Source organism: Pseudomonas sp. R84 (assembly GCF_009834515.1).
In the GTDB taxonomy this organism is placed as follows: Bacteria; Pseudomonadota; Gammaproteobacteria; order Pseudomonadales; family Pseudomonadaceae; genus Aquipseudomonas.
In genome coordinates this window covers 2,169,235-2,189,467 of record NZ_CP019426.1, presented here as the reverse complement: position 1 = coordinate 2,189,467, position 20,233 = coordinate 2,169,235, and the positions used below count along the sequence as shown (strand labels likewise).

Annotated in this window: 20 protein-coding genes; 14 read left to right on the top strand and 6 right to left on the bottom strand. The window is 59.3% G+C overall.

Annotated elements, in window-relative coordinates:
• Positions 1 to 240: 240 nt before the first annotated feature.
• Positions 241 to 978, bottom strand: a complete 738-nt coding sequence (locus tag PspR84_RS09875; protein ID WP_160057107.1) for an alpha/beta fold hydrolase — start codon at positions 976 to 978, stop codon at positions 241 to 243.
• Between the two features lie 129 nt (positions 979 to 1,107).
• On the opposite strand from PspR84_RS09875, the gene PspR84_RS09870 reads away from it, so the two are divergent.
• Complete coding sequence (locus tag PspR84_RS09870; RefSeq protein ID WP_160057106.1) at positions 1,108 to 2,241, top strand: cupin-like domain-containing protein; 1,134 nt, start codon at positions 1,108 to 1,110, stop codon at positions 2,239 to 2,241.
• Between the two features lie 101 nt (positions 2,242 to 2,342).
• Here PspR84_RS09870 and PspR84_RS09865 read toward each other — a convergent pair whose 3' ends face one another.
• Positions 2,343 to 3,515, bottom strand: coding sequence for an MFS transporter (locus tag PspR84_RS09865; protein WP_160057105.1), 1,173 nt, complete (start codon positions 3,513 to 3,515; stop codon positions 2,343 to 2,345).
• 236 nt (positions 3,516 to 3,751) lie between these two features.
• Here PspR84_RS09865 and PspR84_RS09860 point away from each other — a divergent pair, with 236 nt between their 5' ends.
• The 4 genes from PspR84_RS09860 (at position 3,752) to PspR84_RS09845 (ending at position 8,192) form a co-directional block, all read left to right on the top strand.
• Positions 3,752 to 4,780: a family 2 encapsulin nanocompartment cargo protein terpene cyclase gene (locus tag PspR84_RS09860; protein ID WP_160057104.1), complete on the top strand. Its 1,029-nt coding sequence runs from the start codon at positions 3,752 to 3,754 to the stop codon at positions 4,778 to 4,780.
• Positions 4,781 to 4,871: 91 nt separating this feature from the next.
• The gene (locus tag PspR84_RS09855) at positions 4,872 to 5,672 is read left to right on the top strand and encodes a glucose 1-dehydrogenase (protein ID WP_160057103.1); all 801 of its coding nucleotides are present in this window, start codon (positions 4,872 to 4,874) and stop codon (positions 5,670 to 5,672) included.
• Positions 5,665 to 7,491, top strand: a complete 1,827-nt coding sequence (locus PspR84_RS09850; RefSeq protein WP_160057102.1) for a glycoside hydrolase family 15 protein — start codon at positions 5,665 to 5,667, stop codon at positions 7,489 to 7,491. The genes PspR84_RS09855 and PspR84_RS09850 overlap by 8 nt, the downstream gene beginning before the upstream one ends.
• Positions 7,492 to 7,802: 311 nt before the next feature.
• Complete coding sequence (locus PspR84_RS09845) at positions 7,803 to 8,192, top strand: hypothetical protein (protein WP_160057101.1); 390 nt, start codon at positions 7,803 to 7,805, stop codon at positions 8,190 to 8,192.
• Here the strand turns inward: PspR84_RS09845 and PspR84_RS09840 are convergent.
• Together PspR84_RS09840 and PspR84_RS09835 are read right to left on the bottom strand one after the other, a co-directional pair.
• Positions 8,164 to 8,796 carry a hypothetical protein gene (locus PspR84_RS09840; protein ID WP_160057100.1) on the bottom strand — a complete coding sequence of 211 codons (633 nt, stop codon included), beginning with the start codon at positions 8,794 to 8,796 and terminating at the stop codon, positions 8,164 to 8,166. The genes PspR84_RS09845 and PspR84_RS09840 overlap by 29 nt on opposite strands.
• 75 nt (positions 8,797 to 8,871) lie before the next feature.
• A complete protein-coding gene (locus PspR84_RS09835) occupies positions 8,872 to 9,855 on the bottom strand; it encodes a GlxA family transcriptional regulator (RefSeq protein WP_160057099.1) in 984 nt (327 codons plus the stop codon).
• A gap of 90 nt (positions 9,856 to 9,945) precedes the next feature.
• Between PspR84_RS09835 and inhA the strand changes: the two genes are divergently transcribed.
• From inhA to PspR84_RS09810, 5 genes are all read left to right on the top strand, one after another.
• Complete coding sequence (gene inhA / locus PspR84_RS09830) at positions 9,946 to 10,632, top strand: isonitrile hydratase (protein WP_160057098.1); 687 nt, start codon at positions 9,946 to 9,948, stop codon at positions 10,630 to 10,632.
• A gap of 230 nt (positions 10,633 to 10,862) precedes the next feature.
• Entirely contained in the window at positions 10,863 to 11,654 is a 792-nt protein-coding gene (locus PspR84_RS09825) for a CPBP family intramembrane glutamic endopeptidase (protein WP_160057097.1), read from the top strand.
• A 102-nt stretch (positions 11,655 to 11,756) separates the two neighbouring features.
• On the top strand, positions 11,757 to 13,322 hold the full coding sequence (locus PspR84_RS09820) for a PAS domain-containing methyl-accepting chemotaxis protein (RefSeq protein ID WP_007917140.1): 1,566 nt from the start codon (positions 11,757 to 11,759) through the stop codon (positions 13,320 to 13,322).
• Positions 13,323 to 13,565: 243 nt separating this feature from the next.
• Positions 13,566 to 13,814 (top strand): hypothetical protein, encoded by a 249-nt coding sequence (locus PspR84_RS09815; protein WP_160057096.1) that lies wholly within the window; start codon positions 13,566 to 13,568, stop codon positions 13,812 to 13,814.
• Positions 13,815 to 13,820: 6 nt separating this feature from the next.
• Positions 13,821 to 14,240, top strand: coding sequence for a type II toxin-antitoxin system YafO family toxin (locus PspR84_RS09810; RefSeq protein ID WP_034152828.1), 420 nt, complete (start codon positions 13,821 to 13,823; stop codon positions 14,238 to 14,240).
• 293 nt (positions 14,241 to 14,533) lie between these two features.
• Here the strand turns inward: PspR84_RS09810 and PspR84_RS09805 are convergent, their stop codons facing one another.
• Positions 14,534 to 14,899, bottom strand: coding sequence for a hypothetical protein (locus PspR84_RS09805; protein WP_016983499.1), 366 nt, complete (start codon positions 14,897 to 14,899; stop codon positions 14,534 to 14,536).
• Positions 14,900 to 15,952: 1,053 nt separating this feature from the next.
• On the bottom strand, positions 15,953 to 16,633 hold the full coding sequence (locus PspR84_RS09800; protein WP_160057095.1) for an alpha/beta family hydrolase: 681 nt from the start codon (positions 16,631 to 16,633) through the stop codon (positions 15,953 to 15,955).
• A 95-nt stretch (positions 16,634 to 16,728) separates the two neighbouring features.
• On the opposite strand from PspR84_RS09800, the gene ccoN reads away from it, so the two are divergent.
• Genes ccoN through ccoP form a run of 4 tightly spaced genes read left to right on the top strand, consistent with a single transcriptional unit; the run spans position 16,729 to position 19,943 of the window.
• Positions 16,729 to 18,153 carry a cytochrome-c oxidase, cbb3-type subunit I gene (gene ccoN, locus PspR84_RS09795; RefSeq protein ID WP_160057094.1) on the top strand — a complete coding sequence of 475 codons (1,425 nt, stop codon included), beginning with the start codon at positions 16,729 to 16,731 and terminating at the stop codon, positions 18,151 to 18,153.
• A 10-nt stretch (positions 18,154 to 18,163) separates the two neighbouring features.
• Positions 18,164 to 18,772, top strand: a complete 609-nt coding sequence (gene ccoO / locus PspR84_RS09790; RefSeq protein WP_003223389.1) for a cytochrome-c oxidase, cbb3-type subunit II — start codon at positions 18,164 to 18,166, stop codon at positions 18,770 to 18,772.
• A gap of 5 nt (positions 18,773 to 18,777) precedes the next feature.
• Positions 18,778 to 18,993, top strand: a complete 216-nt coding sequence (locus PspR84_RS09785; RefSeq protein ID WP_160060066.1) for a cbb3-type cytochrome c oxidase subunit 3 — start codon at positions 18,778 to 18,780, stop codon at positions 18,991 to 18,993.
• Complete coding sequence (gene ccoP, locus PspR84_RS09780; protein WP_160057093.1) at positions 18,990 to 19,943, top strand: cytochrome-c oxidase, cbb3-type subunit III; 954 nt, start codon at positions 18,990 to 18,992, stop codon at positions 19,941 to 19,943. The genes PspR84_RS09785 and ccoP overlap by 4 nt, the downstream gene beginning before the upstream one ends.
• Positions 19,944 to 20,233: the final 290 nt, after the last annotated feature.

The window sequence follows — 20,233 nt, the reverse complement described above, 5'->3', positions numbered from 1 at the left end:
TTCTCAGCATCCGGATCAGTAGGCAGGAAGCACAAAGGCACGTCATCCCTATAAAACGAATGCAGACCGGAAAAATTAGCGAATGAGAACAACTGTCAGGCGGGCTATGCGAGGGTTTGAGACATGTGCAAATCAGTGTGGGAGCGAGCCTGCTCGCGAACGCGGTGTGTCAGGCGCCATCTATATTGGCTGACAGGGCGCATTCGCGAGCAGTCTCGCTCCCACAGGGATTTTCGGTGTTCAGGCGGTGGCGGCCATGGCATGCCGGCGATGGTGCACGTCGAGCTGATCCTTGATCACCTTCAATACCTTCGCTTCATGCTCATGAATAAAGAAGTGCCCGCCGGCGAACATGTCCACCGAGAAACTGCCGCGGGTTTCCTTGCTCCAGCCGATCAATTGCTCGGTGGTGGCGCGATCTGCCTTGCCGCCCAACACATGCACCGGGCAGTTGAGCAGCGGTCGGGCCAGCGGCTCGAACTTGCCGCAGAGCTGGAAGTCGGCACGCAGGATCGGCAGGGTCAGGCTCATCAATTCTTCGTTGGCCAGCACTTCCTCGCTGGTGCCATTGAGCGTGCGCAATTGTTCGATCAATTCGGCGTCGGTCTTGGGTTCGGCAAAGCCGCGATCATAATCGGCACGCATCGTCGGCGCCGCGGTTCCCGAAGCGAACATCGCCACCGGCTCCGGACAACCCAGCGCACGCAAGGCATGAGCAATTTCGCAGGCCAGCAACGCGCCAAGGCTGTGGCCGAACAGCGCATAAGGCGCTTTTAGGGTCGGGCGCAATTCCTTGGCCAGCTGCATCGCCAGCCCACGCATGTCAGTGTGCAGCGGCTCACCAAAACGTGCGCCACGTCCCGGCAGCTCAACCGGTTGCAAGTGTAGCCACTGCGGCAGTTTCGGCCGCCAGCGGCTGTAGACCATGGCACTGGCGCCGGAATACGGCAGGCACAGCAGGGTCAGCTTGGTCACCACGCTTTCCTCGGAAAATTCATCTGTAGAGAGAAACGGATCCCGTGGCGGTTAAATTAGTCGTCGACCGGTAAATTCCCCCCACAGGCGCTCGTTAACTGTTCAGGCCAAAACCAATAACGAGGATTCACCGTGGACCTGCAGAGCATTCTGGGCAAGCTGTTCGCCAATGCCGGTGCCGTCGGCATCGAAGGCGTTTTCCAATTCGTCTTTGGCCCGCACCTGGCTTTCTGGTCAGAGGTCAAGGCCAGCAGCCGCACCGAGCCAGGACTTCACGCCAGCCCGGACGTGACCATTGAAGTCGCCGAGCGCGATTTCCTCGGGATCATGAGCGGCATGGCCAACGTTGAGGAGCTGTTCGCCAGCGGGCGCCTGAAAATCGGCGGCAACATGGGCCTGGCAACGATGCTGCCGCAAATCATCGAGCATGCGATGCACGGCGCCGCCGTGGCGGAAAAAGTCGACATGAACAAGCGCTACCCAACCCCGCCGCGCTTCAGTGAAAAACTCACCGCCAGCCTGCCGACCCAAAGCAGCATCGAACGCCTTGCCCGCAGTGATCTGTCGGTCGCCGAATTCAACAGCCGTTACCTGCCCAATGGCATTCCGGTGGTGATCAGCAATGCGCTGCACGACTGGCCACTGTTCAAGCTCAGCCGCGAAGAATCGCTGGTGCATTTCGCCGAGCTGCAAGGCATCACCCGCCATGGCGATTATGTGAAGAAAACCTTCTCCACCGAGCGTGATTTCCGCTCGACGTCGATGGCCGACTTTATCGCCTCGCTGGACCAACCGGCGGTCAAGGGTGCGGATGGCGAGCCGCCAGCGTATATGGGCAACAACATTCTGCCAGCGCAGTTGATGCAACAGATCAAATACCCGGCCTACTTCGACGCCTCGTTATTCATTCCGCCGCGTATCTGGATCGGTCCCAAAGGCACGCTGACGCCGCTGCATCGCGATGACACCGACAACCTGTTCGCGCAAGTCTGGGGAAAGAAGAAATTCACCCTCGCCGCGCCGCATCACCGCGAGGCGCTGGGCACTTGGTCGACGGCGCCGAAGGGCGGGCTGGATGGTTGTGATTTCAACCCCGATGCGCCGGATTACAAGCGCTTCCCCGCCGCTCGGGACGTGACCTTCCTGCGCGTAACGCTGGAGGCTGGGGATCTGCTGTTTTTGCCGGAGGGCTGGTTCCATCAGGTGGAGTCGGTGTCGACATCACTGTCGGTGAATTTCTGGGTGAATTCGGGACGGGGCTGGTAAACAGTTGCCACCTCCACTTTGTAGGAGCTGTCGAGTGAAACGAGGCTGCGATCTTTTGACTTTAACGATCAAGATCAAAAGATCGCAGCGTGCCGCAGCTCCTACTTGAGATGGCGGTAGCTCTGTATCGCGGAGCCAAGCACCACCGCCCCTGCTGCAATCGCCAGCCAGAAACCGCTGCGCGCACCGAAAGCGTCCACCAGCCAACCGGAGCCGGCAGCCCCGACGGCCACGCCGATACTCAAACCGGTAACCAGCCAGGTCAACCCTTCGGTGAGTTTGGCCGCTGGCACAATGCGTTCAATCAACGCCATCGCCACAATCAGCGTCGGCGAGAAGAACAGCCCGGCAACGAATACGGCCAGCGACAAGCCAAAAATATTGCTCGCCAGCAACAGCGGCAATGTCGTCACCGCCGTCGCCACCCCGCCGTACAGGAACAACTGCGGCAATGGCAATTTCGAGCGCATCGCACCGAAGGCGATGCCGGCCAGGCACGAACCGATCGCGTACACCGACAGCACGATGCTCGCGGCCGCCGGCTGCCCTTGCTGTTGGGCAAACGCAACGCTGACTACATCAATCACGCCGACAATAACGCCCATGGCGATCATCAGCGCTAGCAGTAATTGAACGTCGGTCGAACCAATGATCGAGCCCTGATCTTCGGACGAGTGCGGATGCACCCCCGGCTCGGTGCTGCGCTGGGCGACAAACGCCGTCACGCCGATCGCCAGCGCCAGCAGCGCCGCCAGCGGTCCCGCCTCGGGAAACACCGCCACGCACAACCCCACCGACAATGGCGGGCCGACGATGAAACAGACTTCATCGAGCACCGACTCCAGCGCATAGGCCGTCTGCAATTGCGGCTGACCGCGATAGATCTCGGTCCAGCGCGCACGCACCATTGCCGACATGCTCGGCATGCACCCGGCCAGCGCGGCGAAGATGAACAGCGTCCAGTTTGGCGCTTGCAACCGCGTGCACAGCAGCAACATCAGCAGTGCGCCGCCGCCGATCAACGCTGACACCGGCAGAATCCGCCCCTGGCCGAAGCGGTCCACCAGCCGCGACACCTGCGGCGCACAAAACGCCGTGGCCAGAGCAAACGTTGCCGCCACACCACCGGCCAACGCATAGCCGCCCTTCAACTGCGAGAGCATGGTGATCACGCCGATACCGGTCATGGAGATCGGCATGCGCGCGATCATCCCGGCCAGCACAAAATTGCGTGCGCCGGGGGCGGTGAATAATTCGCGGTAGGGGTTTGCCATCGTTTGCAGCCTCATCAAGGGCCGCCAAGTTGCCATAGGGTCGGATGTCGGGGAAGCGGGGAATTGTTGGTGGAATGTGAAGGAGTGAAGTCCAAGGGCCTTTTGATAAACAGATGACTCAGCCGCCCCGGCGAGCCTGCCGGTGTCAACTGACCAGACCGATGGAAATCTCCGTTGGATGCTGGATCGACGTTGACCATCCGTCGCAAAACGCACAGACCTGTCAGGTCTGACAGGTGCCTTTTTTGGCCAATAGGGCTCTGATGACCCTGCGCTCAACCGCGAAGGAATCGTCGATGAAATCGCCCTGGACCGTCCCGCAGCTTTATGGACTTGCGCCCTTTAGAGTCGACCTCTCTCTGGCGGCAGAAGTGGATGATCGCCTCATGCCGTGGATTGAGCAGGTCGGAATTTTTCCAGGACACCATGCAAAAGTGCGCGCCATGGGCTTCGGCCGCTTCGCCATGCTGTGTCATACCGACACCGATGATCCGGCTCGGCTGTTGCTGGCGGCGCAATGTTTTGCCGCCCTCTTCGCTGTCGATGATTACTACTGTGATGATGAGAGAACGGGATCTGAACCGAAAATGGTCGGCCCGCGCCTGTCCGTGGCGCTGGCGGCGCTGGAACCGGTGTACTTGAGCGAACGGTTCCGGCCCGGTCTTGAGCAGGCATTGAGCAGCGATCCGGTATTGGTCGCTCTGCGCGGCTATCTGGCGCGGGTGGAGGCCCTCGCAACACCGGCACAGGTCGCACGCGTACGCCATGAAATCATCGCCATGTTCGTGACCATGAGCGCCGAAGCGGCCTGGCGCACCGAAGGTCTCACGCCCGCGCTTTGGGAATATCTGGCCCACCGTCAGGTCAACAGTTTCCTGCCGTGCCTGTCGTTGATCGACATCATCGGGGGCTACGAACTCCCCGCGAATGTGTATAGCGCACCGGATGTGCGACGCGTCACGGCTCTGGCCGCCAGCGCGACGATCATTGCCAATGATCTTTTTTCGGCGCTGAAAGAACAGCAGGCCGGGATCGGTGATTTCAACCTGCCTTTGCTGTTGACCCGTGAACAGCAATGCTCGCCCGAACAAGCCATGGCGCAAAGTGCCGCCATTCACGAAGAAATCATGCATTTGTACGAAGCCGCAGAACAGTCCGTACTGCCGAACGCATCAGCGCCGCTCAAACGTTACCTGTGCGGAATCAAGAGCTGGCTGGCCGGCAATGTCGAATGGCATCGCACAAGTGGGCGCTATCGGGTCTGAAGCTGTCGATCTTTTCATGATCGCGAGATGAACTCTCGCCGCCGCACGTCAGTCAGCTAAATAAGCCCACTGACCCAAGGTGCGACTTTGCATGCACATTTCCCTCGCCGGACAAACAGCTCTGATCACCGGCGCCAGCTCCGGCATTGGCCAGGCGTGCGCCAAAGCCTTGGCCGCAGCCGGCGCGGCGGTGGTCATCAACTACAACCGCCAGGCAGAACCGGCCGAAGCACTGGCCCGGCAGATCATTGCCGACGGCGGCCAGGCGCTGGCCATCGGCGCCGACGTCTCGAAGGAAGACGACGTTGAGCGACTGTTCGCCGAAACCCTCGACGCCTTCGGCTCACTGGATATTCTGATCGCCAATTCCGGGATGCAAAAAGACGCCGCCGCCGTGGACATGACCCTCGACGACTGGAACGCGGTCATCGGCGTCAATCTCACCGGACAGTTTCTCTGTGCCCGCGCCGCCCTGCGCATCTTCAATCGCCAGGGCATTCGCGAAGGCGTGTCCAGCGCCGCCGGCAAAATCATTCACATGAGTTCAGTGCACCAACGCATTCCCTGGGCCGGGCACGTCAATTACGCCGCGTCCAAGGGTGGCGTCGATCAATTGATGCAGACCCTCGCGCAGGAAGTCAGCCATCAACGCATTCGCATTAACGGCATCGCGCCGGGGGCGATTCGCACGGCAATCAACAAAGACGCGACCGAAGGCGCTGCCGGCGACAAACTGCTGGAGCTGATCCCCTACGGCCGTATCGGCGACGCGGAAGACATCGCCAACGCCGTGGTCTTTCTCGCCTCGGATGCCTCCGATTACATCGTCGGCACCACCCTGTTCATCGACGGCGGCATGAGCCTCTATCCGGAGTTTCGCGGCAATGGCTGAGCATCACCTGGAACGACAAAGTCCGATCGATGCCCACGGCATCATCGGTGACATGCGCAGTGCAGCGCTGATCAATGATCGCGGTAGCGTGGATTTCTTCTGCTGGCCGGAGTTCGACAGCCCGTCGATTTTCTGTTCGTTGCTGGACAGCCCCGACGCGGGGATTTTTCAGTTGGCGCCGGACTTGCCCGATGCGCGCCGCGAGCAGATTTACCTGCCCGACACCAATGTGCTGCAAACCCGCTGGCTGAGTGAGCGTGCGGTGGTAGAAATCACCGACCTGTTGCCTATCGGAGACAGTGACGATGCCCTGCCGCTGTTAATGCGGCGGGTTCGCGTAGTAAGTGGCTCGGCGACTTTCACGATGCGCTGCGCCGTGCGCCACGATTACGCCCGAGCCGACACCCGAGCAGAGATGGATCAACAAGACGTGACGTTCAGCGCTGCTGGCCAACCATCACTGCGCCTGGCTTCGGACCAGCCGCTGCGGATCGATGCGCAAGCAGCGGTGGCGCAATTCACGCTCAAGCAAGATGAAACGGCGGCGTTCATGCTCGGTGCCACCGATGATCCTCGATTCGCCGAAGGCGCCGGACACTTGTGCATGGACCGCACGCTGAAGTTCTGGCGCGACTGGATCGGACAGTCGATTTACCGCGGACGCTGGCGCGAAATGGTCAACCGCTCGGCCCTTGCGTTGAAACTGCTGACGTCGCGCAAACACGGAGCCATTCTCGCTGCCGCCACTTTCGGTCTTCCGGAAACGCCCGGCGGCGAACGCAACTGGGATTATCGCTACACGTGGATCCGCGACGCGTCATTCACGGTGTACGCGTTCATGCGCCTGGGCTTTGTCGGCGAAGCCAACGCCTATATGGGCTGGCTGCGCGGACGGGTCAGCGATTGCTGCGGCAAGCCGATGAAGTTGAACATTCTGTACGCCATCGACGGACGACAGGAATTGCCGGAAACCGAGCTTTCGCACCTGTCCGGTCACGGCGGCGCGCAACCGGTGCGCATCGGCAACGGCGCTTACGATCAGATTCAACTGGATATCTTCGGCGAGCTGATGGACGCGGTGTATCTGGTCAACAAATACGGCGATGCAATTTCCCACGAGGGCTGGAAACACGTGCGCGAAGTCGTCGATCAAGTCTGTGAGACGTGGCAGACCAAAGACGTTGGCATTTGGGAGATGCGCGGTGAGCAGCACCACTTTCTGCACTCGCGTTTGATGTGCTGGGTAGCGCTGGACCGGGCTATTCGTTTGGCCTCGAAACGCTCGCTGCCGGCGCCATTCGCGCAATGGGATCAGACCCGGCAGGCGATCTACGCGGATATCTGGGACAACTTCTGGGATGAAAAGCGCGGGCATTTCGTTCAGTACAAGGGTGGCACGGCGCTGGACGGCTCGATGCTGCTGATGCCGTTGGTGCGCTTCGTCAGCGCCAAGGATCCGCGCTGGCTGTCGACGCTTGAGGCGATTGAAAAACATCTGGTGCGCGACGGCATGGTGTATCGCTATCGCAACGACGACAGCAATATCGATGGCCTGGCCGGCACCGAAGGCGCTTTTGCTGCGTGCTCGTTCTGGTATGTCGAATGCCTGGCTCGCGCGGGGCAGGTTGAAAAAGCACATCTGGAGTTTGAGCAATTGCTGCGCTATGCCAACCCGCTCGGGTTGTATGCCGAAGAATTCGACAGCCATGGCCGGCACCTTGGCAATACGCCACAGGCGTTGACACATCTGGCGTTGATCAGTGCGGCGAGCTTTCTGGATCGACGCTTGAGCGGGGAAAAGAGTGAGTGGCAGCCTTGAGGTCGTCCCGTTCTTCGTCAGCGTCTGTCAGATAAATCGTACTTTAAACGCCTTTTGTGGGAAGCCGGACTACACGCCACACACATCACCCAGCGCCGAATTTCGGCGCTGCCCCCTGCACCGGTTACCTGCGGCGACACTTTGTGTAAATCAATGCCTGCAAAAAACTCACAAACGCCACGTAAAGCCACCCTCGTAACTTGCACTTACACCCCGAAATACCTTGTTGCCAGCCGTTACATCCGCCCCTACCATCCACCGCAACGGGCACAGCGGAGCTGTCCAATAAAACCCGAATTCAAGGAACCAGAATGTCCCAGCACGTCCAGCGCACCATCGACACGCCTCTTCGCAGCGGCCTGACCCGCACCCAACTCTGGGAAGCCGCGGACAAAGGCCTGATCAAATGCTGGGAAATCGGCCGCCAACGCGCCACCCGCTTCCCCGACCTCGCCCAGCGCTGCCTCGCCGACGAACTGCCAGTGCTCGGCTGGAAAGGTGGCGTGAGCCGCAGCCTGAAGAAAAACGAGAAATATGGCTCGCTGAAGTATCTGGCGCAGTGGCAAGGCTTGCGCGGCGAGGATCTGGATATCGATTTGAGTGAAGAGCGTTCGCTGACCTGCTCGCGGACGAAGATGCGTGTGACGTTTACGCCGGATCGGACGAAGTATTTCAATCAGGTGGCGGAAGCCGAGGCTTAGCCGTGCGGAAGTCCGGGCGGTAGCAATCCGGGTACAGCGCGCATACGCCGTACTGGGCATCCAGATCGGCCATGTGCTGGTAAAACTGCTCAATTTCCCAGAACGTCTCATCCGCGACGGTCATCAAGTAGAAGTAACTGAGTTGATGATCATTGGGCAGCACCAGCGCAAACTCTGGAAGCGCGTCCATTCGCGGTGCATCGGCCAGAGCCGCTAGCATGGGCGTCGGAGCCTCGGACAACTGCTCGAAGTACTTTTCTTTATAAGCCGTCAGGCCGATGGCTTCGCCCTTGGCTCTGGCATCGATCAGTTGCGCGAGGTTTGCGCGGCGCTGCTGCCAGTACGCGGCTGGCAGGTCGACATTCATTTGTTTCTTATGGCTGGCCACTGCCTCATCTGCAGAGACTTGGCGCTTTCGTTCGCCCGGCTCGGCGGCAGCTCGTGCTTCGAGTTCCTTGAATGACAGCATGATCGTCGACTTGGCAAACATGCGCTCCATCAGTTCACGGCGTTGCGGGGTATCCGGCAGTGACGGGGGCGGCGAAGCGCAACCGGCCAGCATCCCGACGAATACCAGCAGAGCAAGCAGCGATTTGAGTGACATGCATCGTCCTTGAAGTCGGTTGGCAGAATAAGCTGCGCAGTCTATCTGAACCGGAGAAAGCCCCACCGGAAATGCTCAAGGCATCACCAGTTCTGCTGCAGCGCTAACCGAAAATCGCTCGCGATAGGCCTGAGGCGTCACGCCGATAGCCCGCAGGAAACTTCGTCGCAATGTCTCTTCACTGCCAAACCCGCAATTGGCGGCGATGCGTTTGACCGGCAAACCTGTGTCACTGAGCAATCGCCGGGCGGTTTCGACGCGGATCAGTTCAATCGCCCGCGCCGGGGTCTGGCCGGTGTCGGCGCGGTAATGGCGGACGAAACTGCGTTCGCTCATGCCAGCCTGCTCGGCCAGCGTCGGGATGCCGAGATCGCAGGTGAGGTTTTCGGCGATCCACGCGTGCAACTCATCAAAACGATTGCCCTGATTCTGCAACGACAGGGTCACGCTGAACTGCGACTGTCCGCCCGGACGTTTGAGAAACACCACAAGATGCCGGGCGACGTCCAATGCGATGTCGCTGCCCAAGTCCTCTTCCACCATCGCCAGCGCCAGATCGATGCCGGCAGTGACACCTGCCGAGGTCCACACCGGGCCGTCATTGATGAAAATCGGATTGGCTTCGACTTGCAGTTTCGGGTGCTGCTGCGCCAGTTGTTCGCAGCGGGTCCAGTGGGTGACCACTCTGCGGCCATCAAGCCAGCCACTGGCGGCCAATAGAAATGCCCCTGTACACACGGAGGCCACGCGTCGACATTTACCGGCATGTTGGCGCACCCAATCCACCAGCGGCACATCTTCGGCGGCGGGATAAATGCCCCAGCCACCGGCAATGATCAACGTGTCGCTGGGCGCTTCGGGCAACGGCTCAGCCAACACCGCCAAACCCGCCGATGACATCACCGCCCCGCCGCCGCTGGCAATCACACTCGGTGCATAAGGCATCGGCAAGCCGCGCTGACGGGCGATGTCGTTGGCCGAGGCGAACACCTGCAACGGCCCGGTGACATCGAGGATCTGCATGTTGGCAAACGCGAGTACGTGGATGGCTTTGGGCATTTGGCGTAATTCGTGGGGTTATTGGCGTATGCGCCAGAACCTACGCGCCTACAGTGAAGCCGTCCACCCCTTTTTCATGGAGCAAGAACGATGACGCTGCAGATCGGTTTTCTGTTGTTTCCACAGGTTCAGCAACTCGACCTGACCGGGCCGTACGACGTGCTCGCCTCGTTGCCGGGCGTGCAGGTGCATCTGATCTGGAAGGATCTGATGCCGGTGACCGCCAGCACCGGTCTGCTATTGAAACCGACCATCACGTTCGAGGATTGCCCGTGTCTGGATGTGATCTGCATTCCCGGCGGCGGCGGTGTCGGGCCGTTGATGGAAGACGCGCAGACGCTGGACTTCATCAAACGCCAGGCCCTTCAGGCGAAATATGTGACCTCAGTGTGCACCGGCTCGCTGGTCCTCGGCGCAGCAGGCCTGCTGCAAGGCAAACGCGCGACCACGCATTGGGCGTATCACGATTTGCTGCCGACATTGGGGGCGATTGCGGTGAAGGATCGGGTGGTGCGTGACGGCAACCTGTTTACGGGTGGCGGAATTACAGCGGGGATCGATTTTGCCTTGGTGTTGGCTGAAGAGTTGGTGGGGGCCGACACGGCGCAACTGATTCAGTTGCAATTGGAATATGCCCCAGCGCCGCCGTTCAACTCGGGCAGCCCGGAGACTGCGCCGGGTGCGATTGTCGATGAGGCACGTTTGCGTGCGGCGCCATCACTGAAGTTGCGCACGGAAATCACCGAGCGTGCTGCCGCGAAACTCAATCTGCACTGATTCGTCAGCCAAATACAAAACCCTGTAGGAGTGAGCCTGCTCGCGATTGCGGTGGGTCCGCCAACATCTGCGTTGAATGACACACCGCAATCGCGAGCAGGCTCACTCCTACAGTTGATCGGGTTACCAAGGATATTTTGGTTGTCCCCGATCACCGCCTCACCTTCACTTGTCCCCACGCCCCCACCCGTGTAGAAAGCCCCTCCACACATTCTGCACAGGGACTTTCGATGAAGGCTTTGCCATGGCTCTATCTGGCGCTTCTCAGCCTCGGTTATGGATGGGCGCTGAGCTACGGCCACCTCGGCTGGCTCGCTTTGATTTCCGTGGGGCTGCTGGTGTTCGCCGGTTTTGCCGTTCGCCAGCAACAGGTTCCGGTCGCACGTTTTCTCGGCCATGGCCTATTTATCGTGCTGGCTTTGGCGCTGGCGTTGCACTGGCTGCCGGGCTTCGCCAACGGTCGCGCCATTGATCCGCAGCGCTTCACCGACAACGCCGTGCCATTCTCGATGTACCTGAATCTGGATAAACCGCTCATTGGCTTCTGGCTGCTGCTGGTGTGCCCGTGGATTGTCGGGCGACGTTCGTTACGCCTGAGCGTGTACGCCACCGCCCTCGCCCTGACGCTAAGCACGGTTCTGGCCCTCGGCGGCGCGCTGTTGCTGGGCGTGATTGCCTGGGCACCGAAATGGCCGGATCAGGCCTGGCTGTGGGTGCTGAACAACCTGCTGCTAGTGACCTTGGTCGAGGAAGCGCTGTTTCGCGGCTATATACAGGGCGGCCTCAGCCAGCGCTTCAAACACTTGCCGTACGGGGACAACCTCGCCCTGCTGCTGGCCTCGCTGCTGTTTGGTCTGGTGCATGCCGGCGCGGGCTGGACCTGGGTGTTGCTGGCAGGGCTGGCGGGCGTCGGTTATGGTCTGGCCTACCGTTTTGGCGGACTCGGCGCGGCGATCGCCACGCATTTCGGCCTGAACCTGCTGCATTTCGGCTTGTTCACTTATCCGATGCTCGCCGGCTGAAGCAAGCGCCGTTTTGCGACGCCGTGCTGATTATTGAAAAAAAATTTCAATAAAAAGCTGGCACCGCCGACAACCTTTCAAAGCCTTGCGGATTGAAAAACCATGCGTAATAACCAGCCCATTACACAACGCGAACGGACTTTCCCGGCTCAGCAGCGGTTGATTTCCACAACCGACGCCAAGGGCGTGATCACCTACTGCAACGACGCATTCGTCGAGATCAGCGGGTTTTCGCGTGAGGAACTGATCCGTGCGCCGCACAACCTGGTTCGTCACCCCGACGTCCCGGCTGCGGTGTTTTCGCACATGTGGGGCACACTGAAACAAGGCTTGCCATGGATGGGCATTGTCAAGAATCGCTGCAAGACCGGTGACCATTACTGGGTTAACGCCTATGTAACACCGGTGTTCGACGGTAATCAGGTGGTCGGTTACGAGTCGGTGCGGATCAAACCCACCGCCGAACAGATCCGCCGTGCCGAAGCGCTCTACCAACGCATCAACCAGGGCAAGTCGGCGATCCCTTCCAGCGATAAATGGCTGCCGGTGTTGCAAGACTGGCTGCCGTTCATTCTGGTCAGCCAACTGAGCTTCGTGATCGGCGCGACACTGAACTCGCAGTGGGGCTTTGCTCTGGCTGCCGGTTTGTCGGTGCCGCTGGGCCTGATGGGCCTGCAATGGCAGCAACGCGGGCTCAAACGCCTGCTGCGCCTGGCCGAGCAGACCACCTCCGACCCGTTGATCGCGCAGATGTACACCGACAGCCGTGGCGCGCAGGCGCGTCTGGAAATGTCGATCCTAAGCCAGGAAGCACGCCTGAAAACCTGCCTGACCCGTTTGCAGGACACAGCCGAACACCTGACCGATCAGGCCAAGCAATCCGACCGACTGGCACACAGCAGCTCGACCGGCCTGGAACGTCAACGCGTGGAAACTGAACAAGTCGCCACCGCCGTCAACCAGATGGCCGCGACCACTCAGGAAGTGGCGAGCCACGTGCAGCGCACCGCTGACGCGACTCAGGAAGCCAATCGCCTGACCGGTCGTGGTCGTGACATCGCCGGGGAAACCCGCGAAGCCATTCAGCGTCTATCCGTAGTTGTTGGGGAAACCGGTCTGACCGTGACCCAACTGGCCAAGGACAGCGACGAAATCGGCGGCGTGGTTGATGTGATCAAAGGCATCGCCGACCAGACCAACTTGCTCGCTCTGAACGCTGCGATCGAAGCCGCGCGTGCCGGTGAAATGGGCCGTGGTTTTGCTGTGGTGGCTGACGAAGTACGCCAACTGGCGCAACGCACCAGCGAATCGACCGGGCAGATTCACGCTCTGATCGCCAAGCTGCAACAGACAGCTTCGAGTGCTGTGCAAACCATGGAAGCCGGGCATCGTCAGGCTGAAGAGGGTGTAGCGCGGGTGCTGGAAGCGGATCAGGCGCTGGTCGGGATCAGTGAAGCGGTGGCCAACATCACCGACATGACCACGCAGATTGCAGCCGCGACCGAAGAGCAAAGTGCGGTGGCTGAGGAGATCAGCCGCAACATCAGCAATATTTCGGAGTTGGCGGATCAGACTTCCGAGCAGGCGCATAACTCGGCGTTGCTGAGTGAAGAACTGACGAAGACGGCGAATACGCAGTACTCGTTGGTGGAGCGGTTTAACCGCTGATTGAACTGGCGATAACAAAAAACCCGGAGAGCGAGAGCTTCCGGGTTTTTTGTTGCTTGTCTGAAAGTGATGGTGGCAGACCGCTTTCGCGAGCAAGCTCGCTCCCACATTGGAACTGCTTGGGACCACAGTTTTGTGTCCGACGACAATCTCCTGTGGGAGCGAGCTTGCTCGCGAAGAGGCCTTCTCTGCCGGCGAAGATCTCACTCAAGCAATGCAGACACTGCCTACAACGAGCCCAGAATGAGCCGACTGGTGCTCGTTAAGGCCAGGTTCTATTGTTTGCCGGTCAAAACTTATTCACATAAGCTGGTCAGCATGAATACACATCCTTCGGAGGCTCCGATGGCCACCACCCGAAAAACCGACAAACCCAGCAAAAAGGAAGTTCGTGAAGAACTGACATTCCTTGATGTTCGGCAAGCCGCGCGTGATGGGCAGAAAGTGTTCGATAAATTTGTGATCACTGGCAGGCTACCTATTACAAAGTAGGCCTGGATGCCAGCCATCAAAATTTCTGCACTTTTTGAACGAATCAATAACTGGCAAAACTTTGCTGCACACTTCTACAACTACAAAATCTGCGATGAATTACCTGCCATTTTCGGGCGGGATGAACGACTCGATCTGAGCGACATGCACCATATCCACCTTGCCAGTACACAGGCACTGCAGGCTCGATGGGCAAAAATCAATCGTCAGTATTACCGGACAGCATTGGTTAATGATGCTGACAATGACTTTTGGCTGATTTATGCCTATGACGCTTTTCGGGATGAGTACTTGCTACTGACAATCACCGGCCCGGATGCCCATAACCGAAGCGAGTGGGGGTCATTTTTGCGCACCGTGCATTGTGAAATCGTTGAACCCTGGGCATTAGGCAGGATTATCTTTCCCGATCTGGATGATTTGTGACTCAAAGAGCTAATCGAGACCGGCAACAAGCGAAAGATCGCTACCTGCGCACCGTCCATGCCGATGATCTGTAAGGGCTGTTGCAGGCTGCGATCCTTTGATCCTGCAAAACCGGGCAGCGAAAGCTTCCGGTTTTTTTATTGCGTGTCTGAAATTGATAGTGCTTGGCAGACCACCTTCGCGAGCAGGGCTCGCTCCCACTTTGGAACGTAGTGGGATCACAGATTTGTGTCCGACGACAATCCCCTGTAGGAGTGAGCCTGCTCGCGATGAGGCCATAACAGCCAGCGAAATTACTGAGGCAACTTCAGCTTATCCAGCAGTCGATTGACCAACAGTTCGTTGAGCATGATCACCTGTTGCAGCGCCAGCAGCGGTTTGCGCTCTGGGCCGCCGATTGAGTTGGCGATGTTACCGGCCATGGCATGGGCGTATGAAAGCGACTCGCTCGCCTCGACCAGCAGGGTTTCGTCATCCAGCGTGGGGTCGACGAGATAGACCGGGCGAAATTTTGGCGAGCTTGGTGGAGCCCCCAGGGCTTCGGGTCTGAGGTAGTAGTCGAGGGCGCGATCAGTCGCTTCTTTGACCTTTTGCGGATCAAGTGAGGGGTCGTGGGGGACTGGATCGGTGACTGGTGGGTTTGGTGTGATTTTGAACATAGATAAAGCTCCAATTTGAAAAAAGGGAGCCATCACCCTCGCTACCAAACGGCGGGTGGCGGCCATGCGCGGGTTGGTAGACCGGTCAAATTGGGTAACCCGGCGCTCACAGAGGAGCCCCACGCATGCCCACCATACAAAGCCATATCTCAAAAAAGGAGACGGCATCGACGGTGTCGCAACAACGACAATTTAAAGCGGGCTACCAAACCCGATCACTGATTTGCAGTGACAGGCAAACGATATAGCCCGGCCTATAGCCGCGTAAGCCGGCGGATTCTGGCGTACGCGTAGGTAACGGCGCAAGGTGTTGTAGGCCTGATGGCGTAACGGTTCGTGTACTTTAAACGCGTTCACAAAATCATGTTTACACACAGGAAATGCTGGACAGAGAGCGCTTCCAGTTTTTTATTGTGTCAGCGAAATCGCCCCTCACCCTAACCCTCTCCCAGAGGGAGAGGGGACTGACCGCGTGGAATGGAAGAGATACGCCGACGTGCGATACCGAGTTGAACTCAGATTCTGAAAAGCTCAAAAATCAGCTCCCTCTCCCTCTCCCTCCGGGAGAGGGCTGGGGTGAGGGGAAAATCCACCACAACACTAAAGCCGAACATCCGCTCTTCACCACTCAATAGGCCGAGTGTCAGCTCGCCTGCTCTTGATCTTGATCCACGGGCGACGTCGGAAGGCTGAGTGGAGGGATTGATCCTGGCGTGGGAGCGCAGCGACCGTTTGGCGCAGCCAAACACAGCGAGAGGAGGTGCAGCGAAGCAAACCGGAGACGCTGCGCCCGGATCGATCCCGCAGCGAAGGAACCCCGAGCCCCAGCGAGCGGGCCGTACGTAGGAGCAAGCGTTTTTGGTTACTTTTTAGGCGTTTGTAAAAAGTAACCCGCCGTAAGGGCGGAACCCTGAGCGGCCGTTACCGCAGCAACGGATATGTACTCAGATTGAAAAATGTGTCGCGTTCAAGATCTACCCCCTCACCCCAGCCCTCTCCCCCAAGGGGGCGAGGGGGAAAGGGAGCCGATCTTTATGCGGTTCGGGATCTCGGTTAACCCTTGAGAAATTCGGATACTTTCTGCGCAGCGGCAGCCAAATGCTGTTCATGGGTAAACCCGGAAACCTTTAATGGCTTGAGGTCATGATCCCCGGTCACTAGCCACGCCACCTCAATACTCGGTGACAAAGTGTAAGCCTCGACAGCCTCACGATTGCCCAACGCATCCCGCTCCCCCTGCACAATCAACGTCCGAGTCTGCAAAGAAGCCAAATGCTCAACCCGCGGTTTCTCCGGCTTCCCCACCGCATAAAACGGATACCCCAGACACACCAACGCGTCAGCCCCCAACTCATCAGCAAGCAGACTCGCCATCCGCCCACCCATAGACTTCCCGCCAACGGCCAAAACCCCAGCGACATGACGCCGCACCTCGGCATACACCTCACGCCAGCATTCCTGCAATTTCCCAGCAGGATTCGGCGGCCGTTTAACCCCATCCACCCGCCGCTGCGCCATATACGCAAACTCAAACCGCAACACGTTCACACCCAGTGCAGCAAGGCGCCCAGCCATGTCATTCATCCAGTCACTGTCCATCGGCGCACCAGCACCGTGAGCAAGGATCAACGTCGCCGCAGCCTTACCACTGGCGGCATCCCAAAGCCACCCATGATCACGCACGCACTGCGCCCATTGATCCCCGTCAATACTGGCCTTGTGCTGTTTGTCCATGCTTGCCTCGCTTTTAGTCTGCCTATAACTCCAGACGAAGGATTCGCCGCGTGTTTTGCGCGCGCTCACTTCGGCTGAACCGTGGATGGGGAACCATGAACACTTCTATCAGTACCGCCTACAACTACAAGGTGGTCCGCCAATTCGCCATTATGACGGTGGTGTGGGGCATCGTCGGCATGGGGCTCGGGGTTTTTCTCGCGGCCCAATTGGTCTGGCCCGAACTCAACTTCAATTTGCCCTGGACCAGTTTCGGCCGTCTGCGCCCGCTGCACACCAACGCGGTGATCTTCGCCTTCGGTGGCTGTGCGCTGTTCGCCAGTTCGTTTTACTCGGTGCAACGCACCTGCCGGACCCAATTGTTTGCACCAAAAATCGCCGCGTTCTGCTTCTGGGGCTGGCAGTTGGTGATCCTGTTGGCGGCGATCAGCTTGCCGCTGGGTTACACCAGTTCCAAGGAATACGCCGAACTGGAATGGCCGATCGACATCCTGATTACCATCGTCTGGGTCGCCTACGCCATCGTATTCTTCGGCACGATCATGCAGCGCAAGACCAAGCACATCTATGTGGGCAACTGGTTCTTCGGCGCGTTCATCATCACCGTGGCGATTCTGCACATCGTCAACAACCTTGAGTTGCCGGTGAGTTTCACCAAGTCGTACTCGGTGTACGCCGGTGCAACCGACGCGATGGTGCAATGGTGGTACGGCCACAACGCCGTAGGCTTTTTCCTCACCGCCGGTTTCCTCGGGATGATGTACTACTTCGTGCCGAAACAGGCCGAGCGTCCGGTGTATTCGTATCGCCTGTCGATCGTGCACTTCTGGGCACTCATCACCCTGTACATCTGGGCCGGCCCGCACCACTTGCACTACACCGCGCTGCCGGACTGGGCGCAGTCGCTGGGGATGGTGATGTCGCTGATTCTGCTGGCGCCGAGCTGGGGCGGCATGATCAACGGCATGATGACCCTCTCGGGCGCCTGGCATAAGTTGCGCAGCGACCCGATCCTGCGCTTCCTTGTGGTCTCGCTGGCGTTCTACGGCATGTCGACTTTCGAAGGTCCGATGATGGCGATCAAAACCGTCAACGCCCTCTCCCACTACACCGACTGGACCATCGGCCACGTACACGCCGGCGCCCTCGGTTGGGTGGCGATGATTTCCATCGGCGCGCTGTACCACATGATCCCGAAAATCTTCGGCAAAGCACAGATGCACAGCGTCGGCCTGATCAACGCGCACTTCTGGCTCGCGACCATCGGCACCGTGCTCTACATCGCGTCGATGTGGGTCAACGGTATCGCTCAGGGCCTGATGTGGCGCGCAGTCAACGAGGACGGCACGCTGACCTACTCCTTCGTCGAAACCCTGGTGGCCAGCCACCCTGGCTTCGTCGTGCGGCTGATTGGTGGGGCGATCTTCCTCAGCGGCATGTTCCTGATGGCTTACAACACCTGGCGCACCGTGCGGGCCTCGCAGCCTGCTGACGTCGTCGCTGCCGCGCAGATGGCCTGAGGAGTCCGCCATGAAACACGAAACGATTGAAAAGAACGTCGGCCTGTTGATGTTGCTCATGGTGTTCGCCGTGAGCATCGGCGGCCTGACCCAGATCGTCCCGCTGTTCTTCCAGGACGTCACCAACAAACCGGTGGAAGGCATGAAACCCTACACCGCGCTGCAACTGGAAGGCCGCGACATCTATATCCGCGAAGGCTGCGTCGGTTGCCACTCGCAGATGATCCGGCCGTTCCGCGCCGAAACCGAACGCTACGGGCACTACTCGGTAGCGGGCGAAAGCGTTTGGGATCACCCGTTCCTGTGGGGGTCGAAACGTACCGGTCCGGATCTGGCCCGGGTCGGTGCCCGCTACTCGGATGACTGGCACCGCGCGCACTTGTACAACCCGCGCAACGTCGTACCGGAATCGAAAATGCCGGCCTACCCGTGGCTGGTCACGCAAGCGGTCGACAGCAGCCACACCGAAACCAAGCTCAAGACCATGCGCACCCTCGGCGTGCCGTACACCGACGACGACATCAGCGGCGCGGTGGCCAGCCTCAAGGGCAAGACCGAAATGGACGCCCTCGTTTCTTACCTGCAAGTGCTCGGCACTGCGATCAAGAGCAAGAGGTGAGCACGATGGTCTTTGATATGAGCGCAGGGCTGATCCGTGGTTTAGGCACCGTTGTCGTGTTTGTAGCGTTCGTCGGCTTGACCTTGTGGGTGTTCAACCGCAAGCGCACCCCAGAGTTCGCTGAAGCACGTCTGCTGCCGTTCGCCGACGAGCCACAACCCGAAACTACCCCAGCATTTGAAACAACCCAAGCACCTGAACCAAGGAGTACCCGGCCATGACCACCTTCTGGAGTACGTGGATCTGCGTACTAACCATCGGCAGCCTGATCGGCCTGACGTGGCTGCTGATCGGCACCCGCCGGGGCGAAACCAAGGGCAGCGTCGACCAGACCATGGGCCACAGCTTCGACGGCATCGAGGAGTACGACAACCCGCTGCCGCAGTGGTGGTTCATGCTGTTCGCCGGCACCCTGGTGTTTTCCGTGGGCTATTTGATCCTTTATCCGGGCCTGGGCAACTGGAAAGGCATCCTGCCGGGTTACGAGGATGGCTGGACCGGCGTGCACGAGTGGGAAAAGGAGATGAACAAGGCTGACGCCAGGTTCGGCCCGATCTTCGCCAAGTTCGCCGCCATGCCGCTGGAAGAAGTGGCGAAGGACCCGCAGGCGCTGAAAATGGGTGGCCGCTTGTTCGCTTCCAATTGCTCGGTGTGCCACGGTTCCGATGCCAAAGGCGCGTTCGGTTTCCCTAACCTTGCCGACAGCGACTGGCGCTGGGGCGGCGACGCCGACACCATCAAAACCACCATCATGGGTGGCCGGATGGCGGCGATGCCGGCCTGGGGCGAAGTTTTGGGCGAAGCCGGGGTGAAGAACGTGGCCGCCTATGTGCGTCACGAACTCGCCGGCCTGCCGCTGCCCGCCGACAGCAAGGCTGATCTGCAAGCGGGGCAGCAGGCATTTAGCACCACTTGCGTGGCCTGTCATGGGGCAACCGGTCACGGCACTGAAGCCATGGGCGCGCCGAATCTGACGCACCCGGCCGGGTTTATCTATGGCACCAGCCTGACTCAACTCGAGCAGACCATTCGCCACGGTCGTCAGGGCCATATGCCGGCGCAGAACGAACTGCTGGGTAACGATAAAGTGCAATTGCTGGCCGCTTATGTGTACAGCCTGTCGCACGGATTGAATACAGAAAAACTGATTACTGAAGACAAGAAAAAGTAAGTATTGCGTACACATCTGCCGCACCATTCTCGGTGCGGCAGCATCCAGCCCCTTTGCGACGCATTGTCGCACCCCTTCACACCCTCTCCTTTCGGTTCCCCGGATTCGGGTCTACGCTTGCTCGATGCGGACTGGCTTGTGCCGGTTCCAGGTCAACGCTGACTGCTGTGTTCCGCGAACCGGCTGACTGATGTGGCCGCAAACGCCGGTAGATACCGGCTGTCGTGCCATTTGCCATCCGTCACCCGAACCGAGCGTTTGAACACACCCCGTTACAAGCGACCTGAACC

Excerpts from the sequence above, each read along its gene's own strand:
- PspR84_RS09865 (WP_160057105.1), bottom strand. The coding sequence starts at position 3,515 with ATGGCAAACCCCTACCGCGAATTATTCACCGCCCCCGGCGCACGCAAT.
- PspR84_RS09855 (WP_160057103.1), top strand. The coding sequence starts at position 4,872 with ATGCACATTTCCCTCGCCGGACAAACAGCTCTGATCACCGGCGCCAGC.
- PspR84_RS09850 (WP_160057102.1), top strand. The coding sequence starts at position 5,665 with ATGGCTGAGCATCACCTGGAACGACAAAGTCCGATCGATGCCCACGGC.
- PspR84_RS09845 (WP_160057101.1), top strand. The coding sequence starts at position 7,803 with ATGTCCCAGCACGTCCAGCGCACCATCGACACGCCTCTTCGCAGCGGC.
- PspR84_RS09840 (WP_160057100.1), bottom strand. The coding sequence starts at position 8,796 with ATGTCACTCAAATCGCTGCTTGCTCTGCTGGTATTCGTCGGGATGCTG.
- PspR84_RS09835 (WP_160057099.1), bottom strand. The coding sequence starts at position 9,855 with ATGCCCAAAGCCATCCACGTACTCGCGTTTGCCAACATGCAGATCCTC.
- inhA (WP_160057098.1), top strand. The coding sequence starts at position 9,946 with ATGACGCTGCAGATCGGTTTTCTGTTGTTTCCACAGGTTCAGCAACTC.
- PspR84_RS09825 (WP_160057097.1), top strand. The coding sequence starts at position 10,863 with ATGAAGGCTTTGCCATGGCTCTATCTGGCGCTTCTCAGCCTCGGTTAT.
- PspR84_RS09820 (WP_007917140.1), top strand. The coding sequence starts at position 11,757 with ATGCGTAATAACCAGCCCATTACACAACGCGAACGGACTTTCCCGGCT.
- PspR84_RS09815 (WP_160057096.1), top strand. The coding sequence starts at position 13,566 with ATGAGCCGACTGGTGCTCGTTAAGGCCAGGTTCTATTGTTTGCCGGTC.
- PspR84_RS09810 (WP_034152828.1), top strand. The coding sequence starts at position 13,821 with ATGCCAGCCATCAAAATTTCTGCACTTTTTGAACGAATCAATAACTGG.
- PspR84_RS09805 (WP_016983499.1), bottom strand. The coding sequence starts at position 14,899 with ATGTTCAAAATCACACCAAACCCACCAGTCACCGATCCAGTCCCCCAC.
- PspR84_RS09800 (WP_160057095.1), bottom strand. The coding sequence starts at position 16,633 with ATGGACAAACAGCACAAGGCCAGTATTGACGGGGATCAATGGGCGCAG.
- ccoN (WP_160057094.1), top strand. The coding sequence starts at position 16,729 with ATGAACACTTCTATCAGTACCGCCTACAACTACAAGGTGGTCCGCCAA.
- ccoO (WP_003223389.1), top strand. The coding sequence starts at position 18,164 with ATGAAACACGAAACGATTGAAAAGAACGTCGGCCTGTTGATGTTGCTC.
- PspR84_RS09785 (WP_160060066.1), top strand. The coding sequence starts at position 18,778 with ATGGTCTTTGATATGAGCGCAGGGCTGATCCGTGGTTTAGGCACCGTT.
- ccoP (WP_160057093.1), top strand. The coding sequence starts at position 18,990 with ATGACCACCTTCTGGAGTACGTGGATCTGCGTACTAACCATCGGCAGC.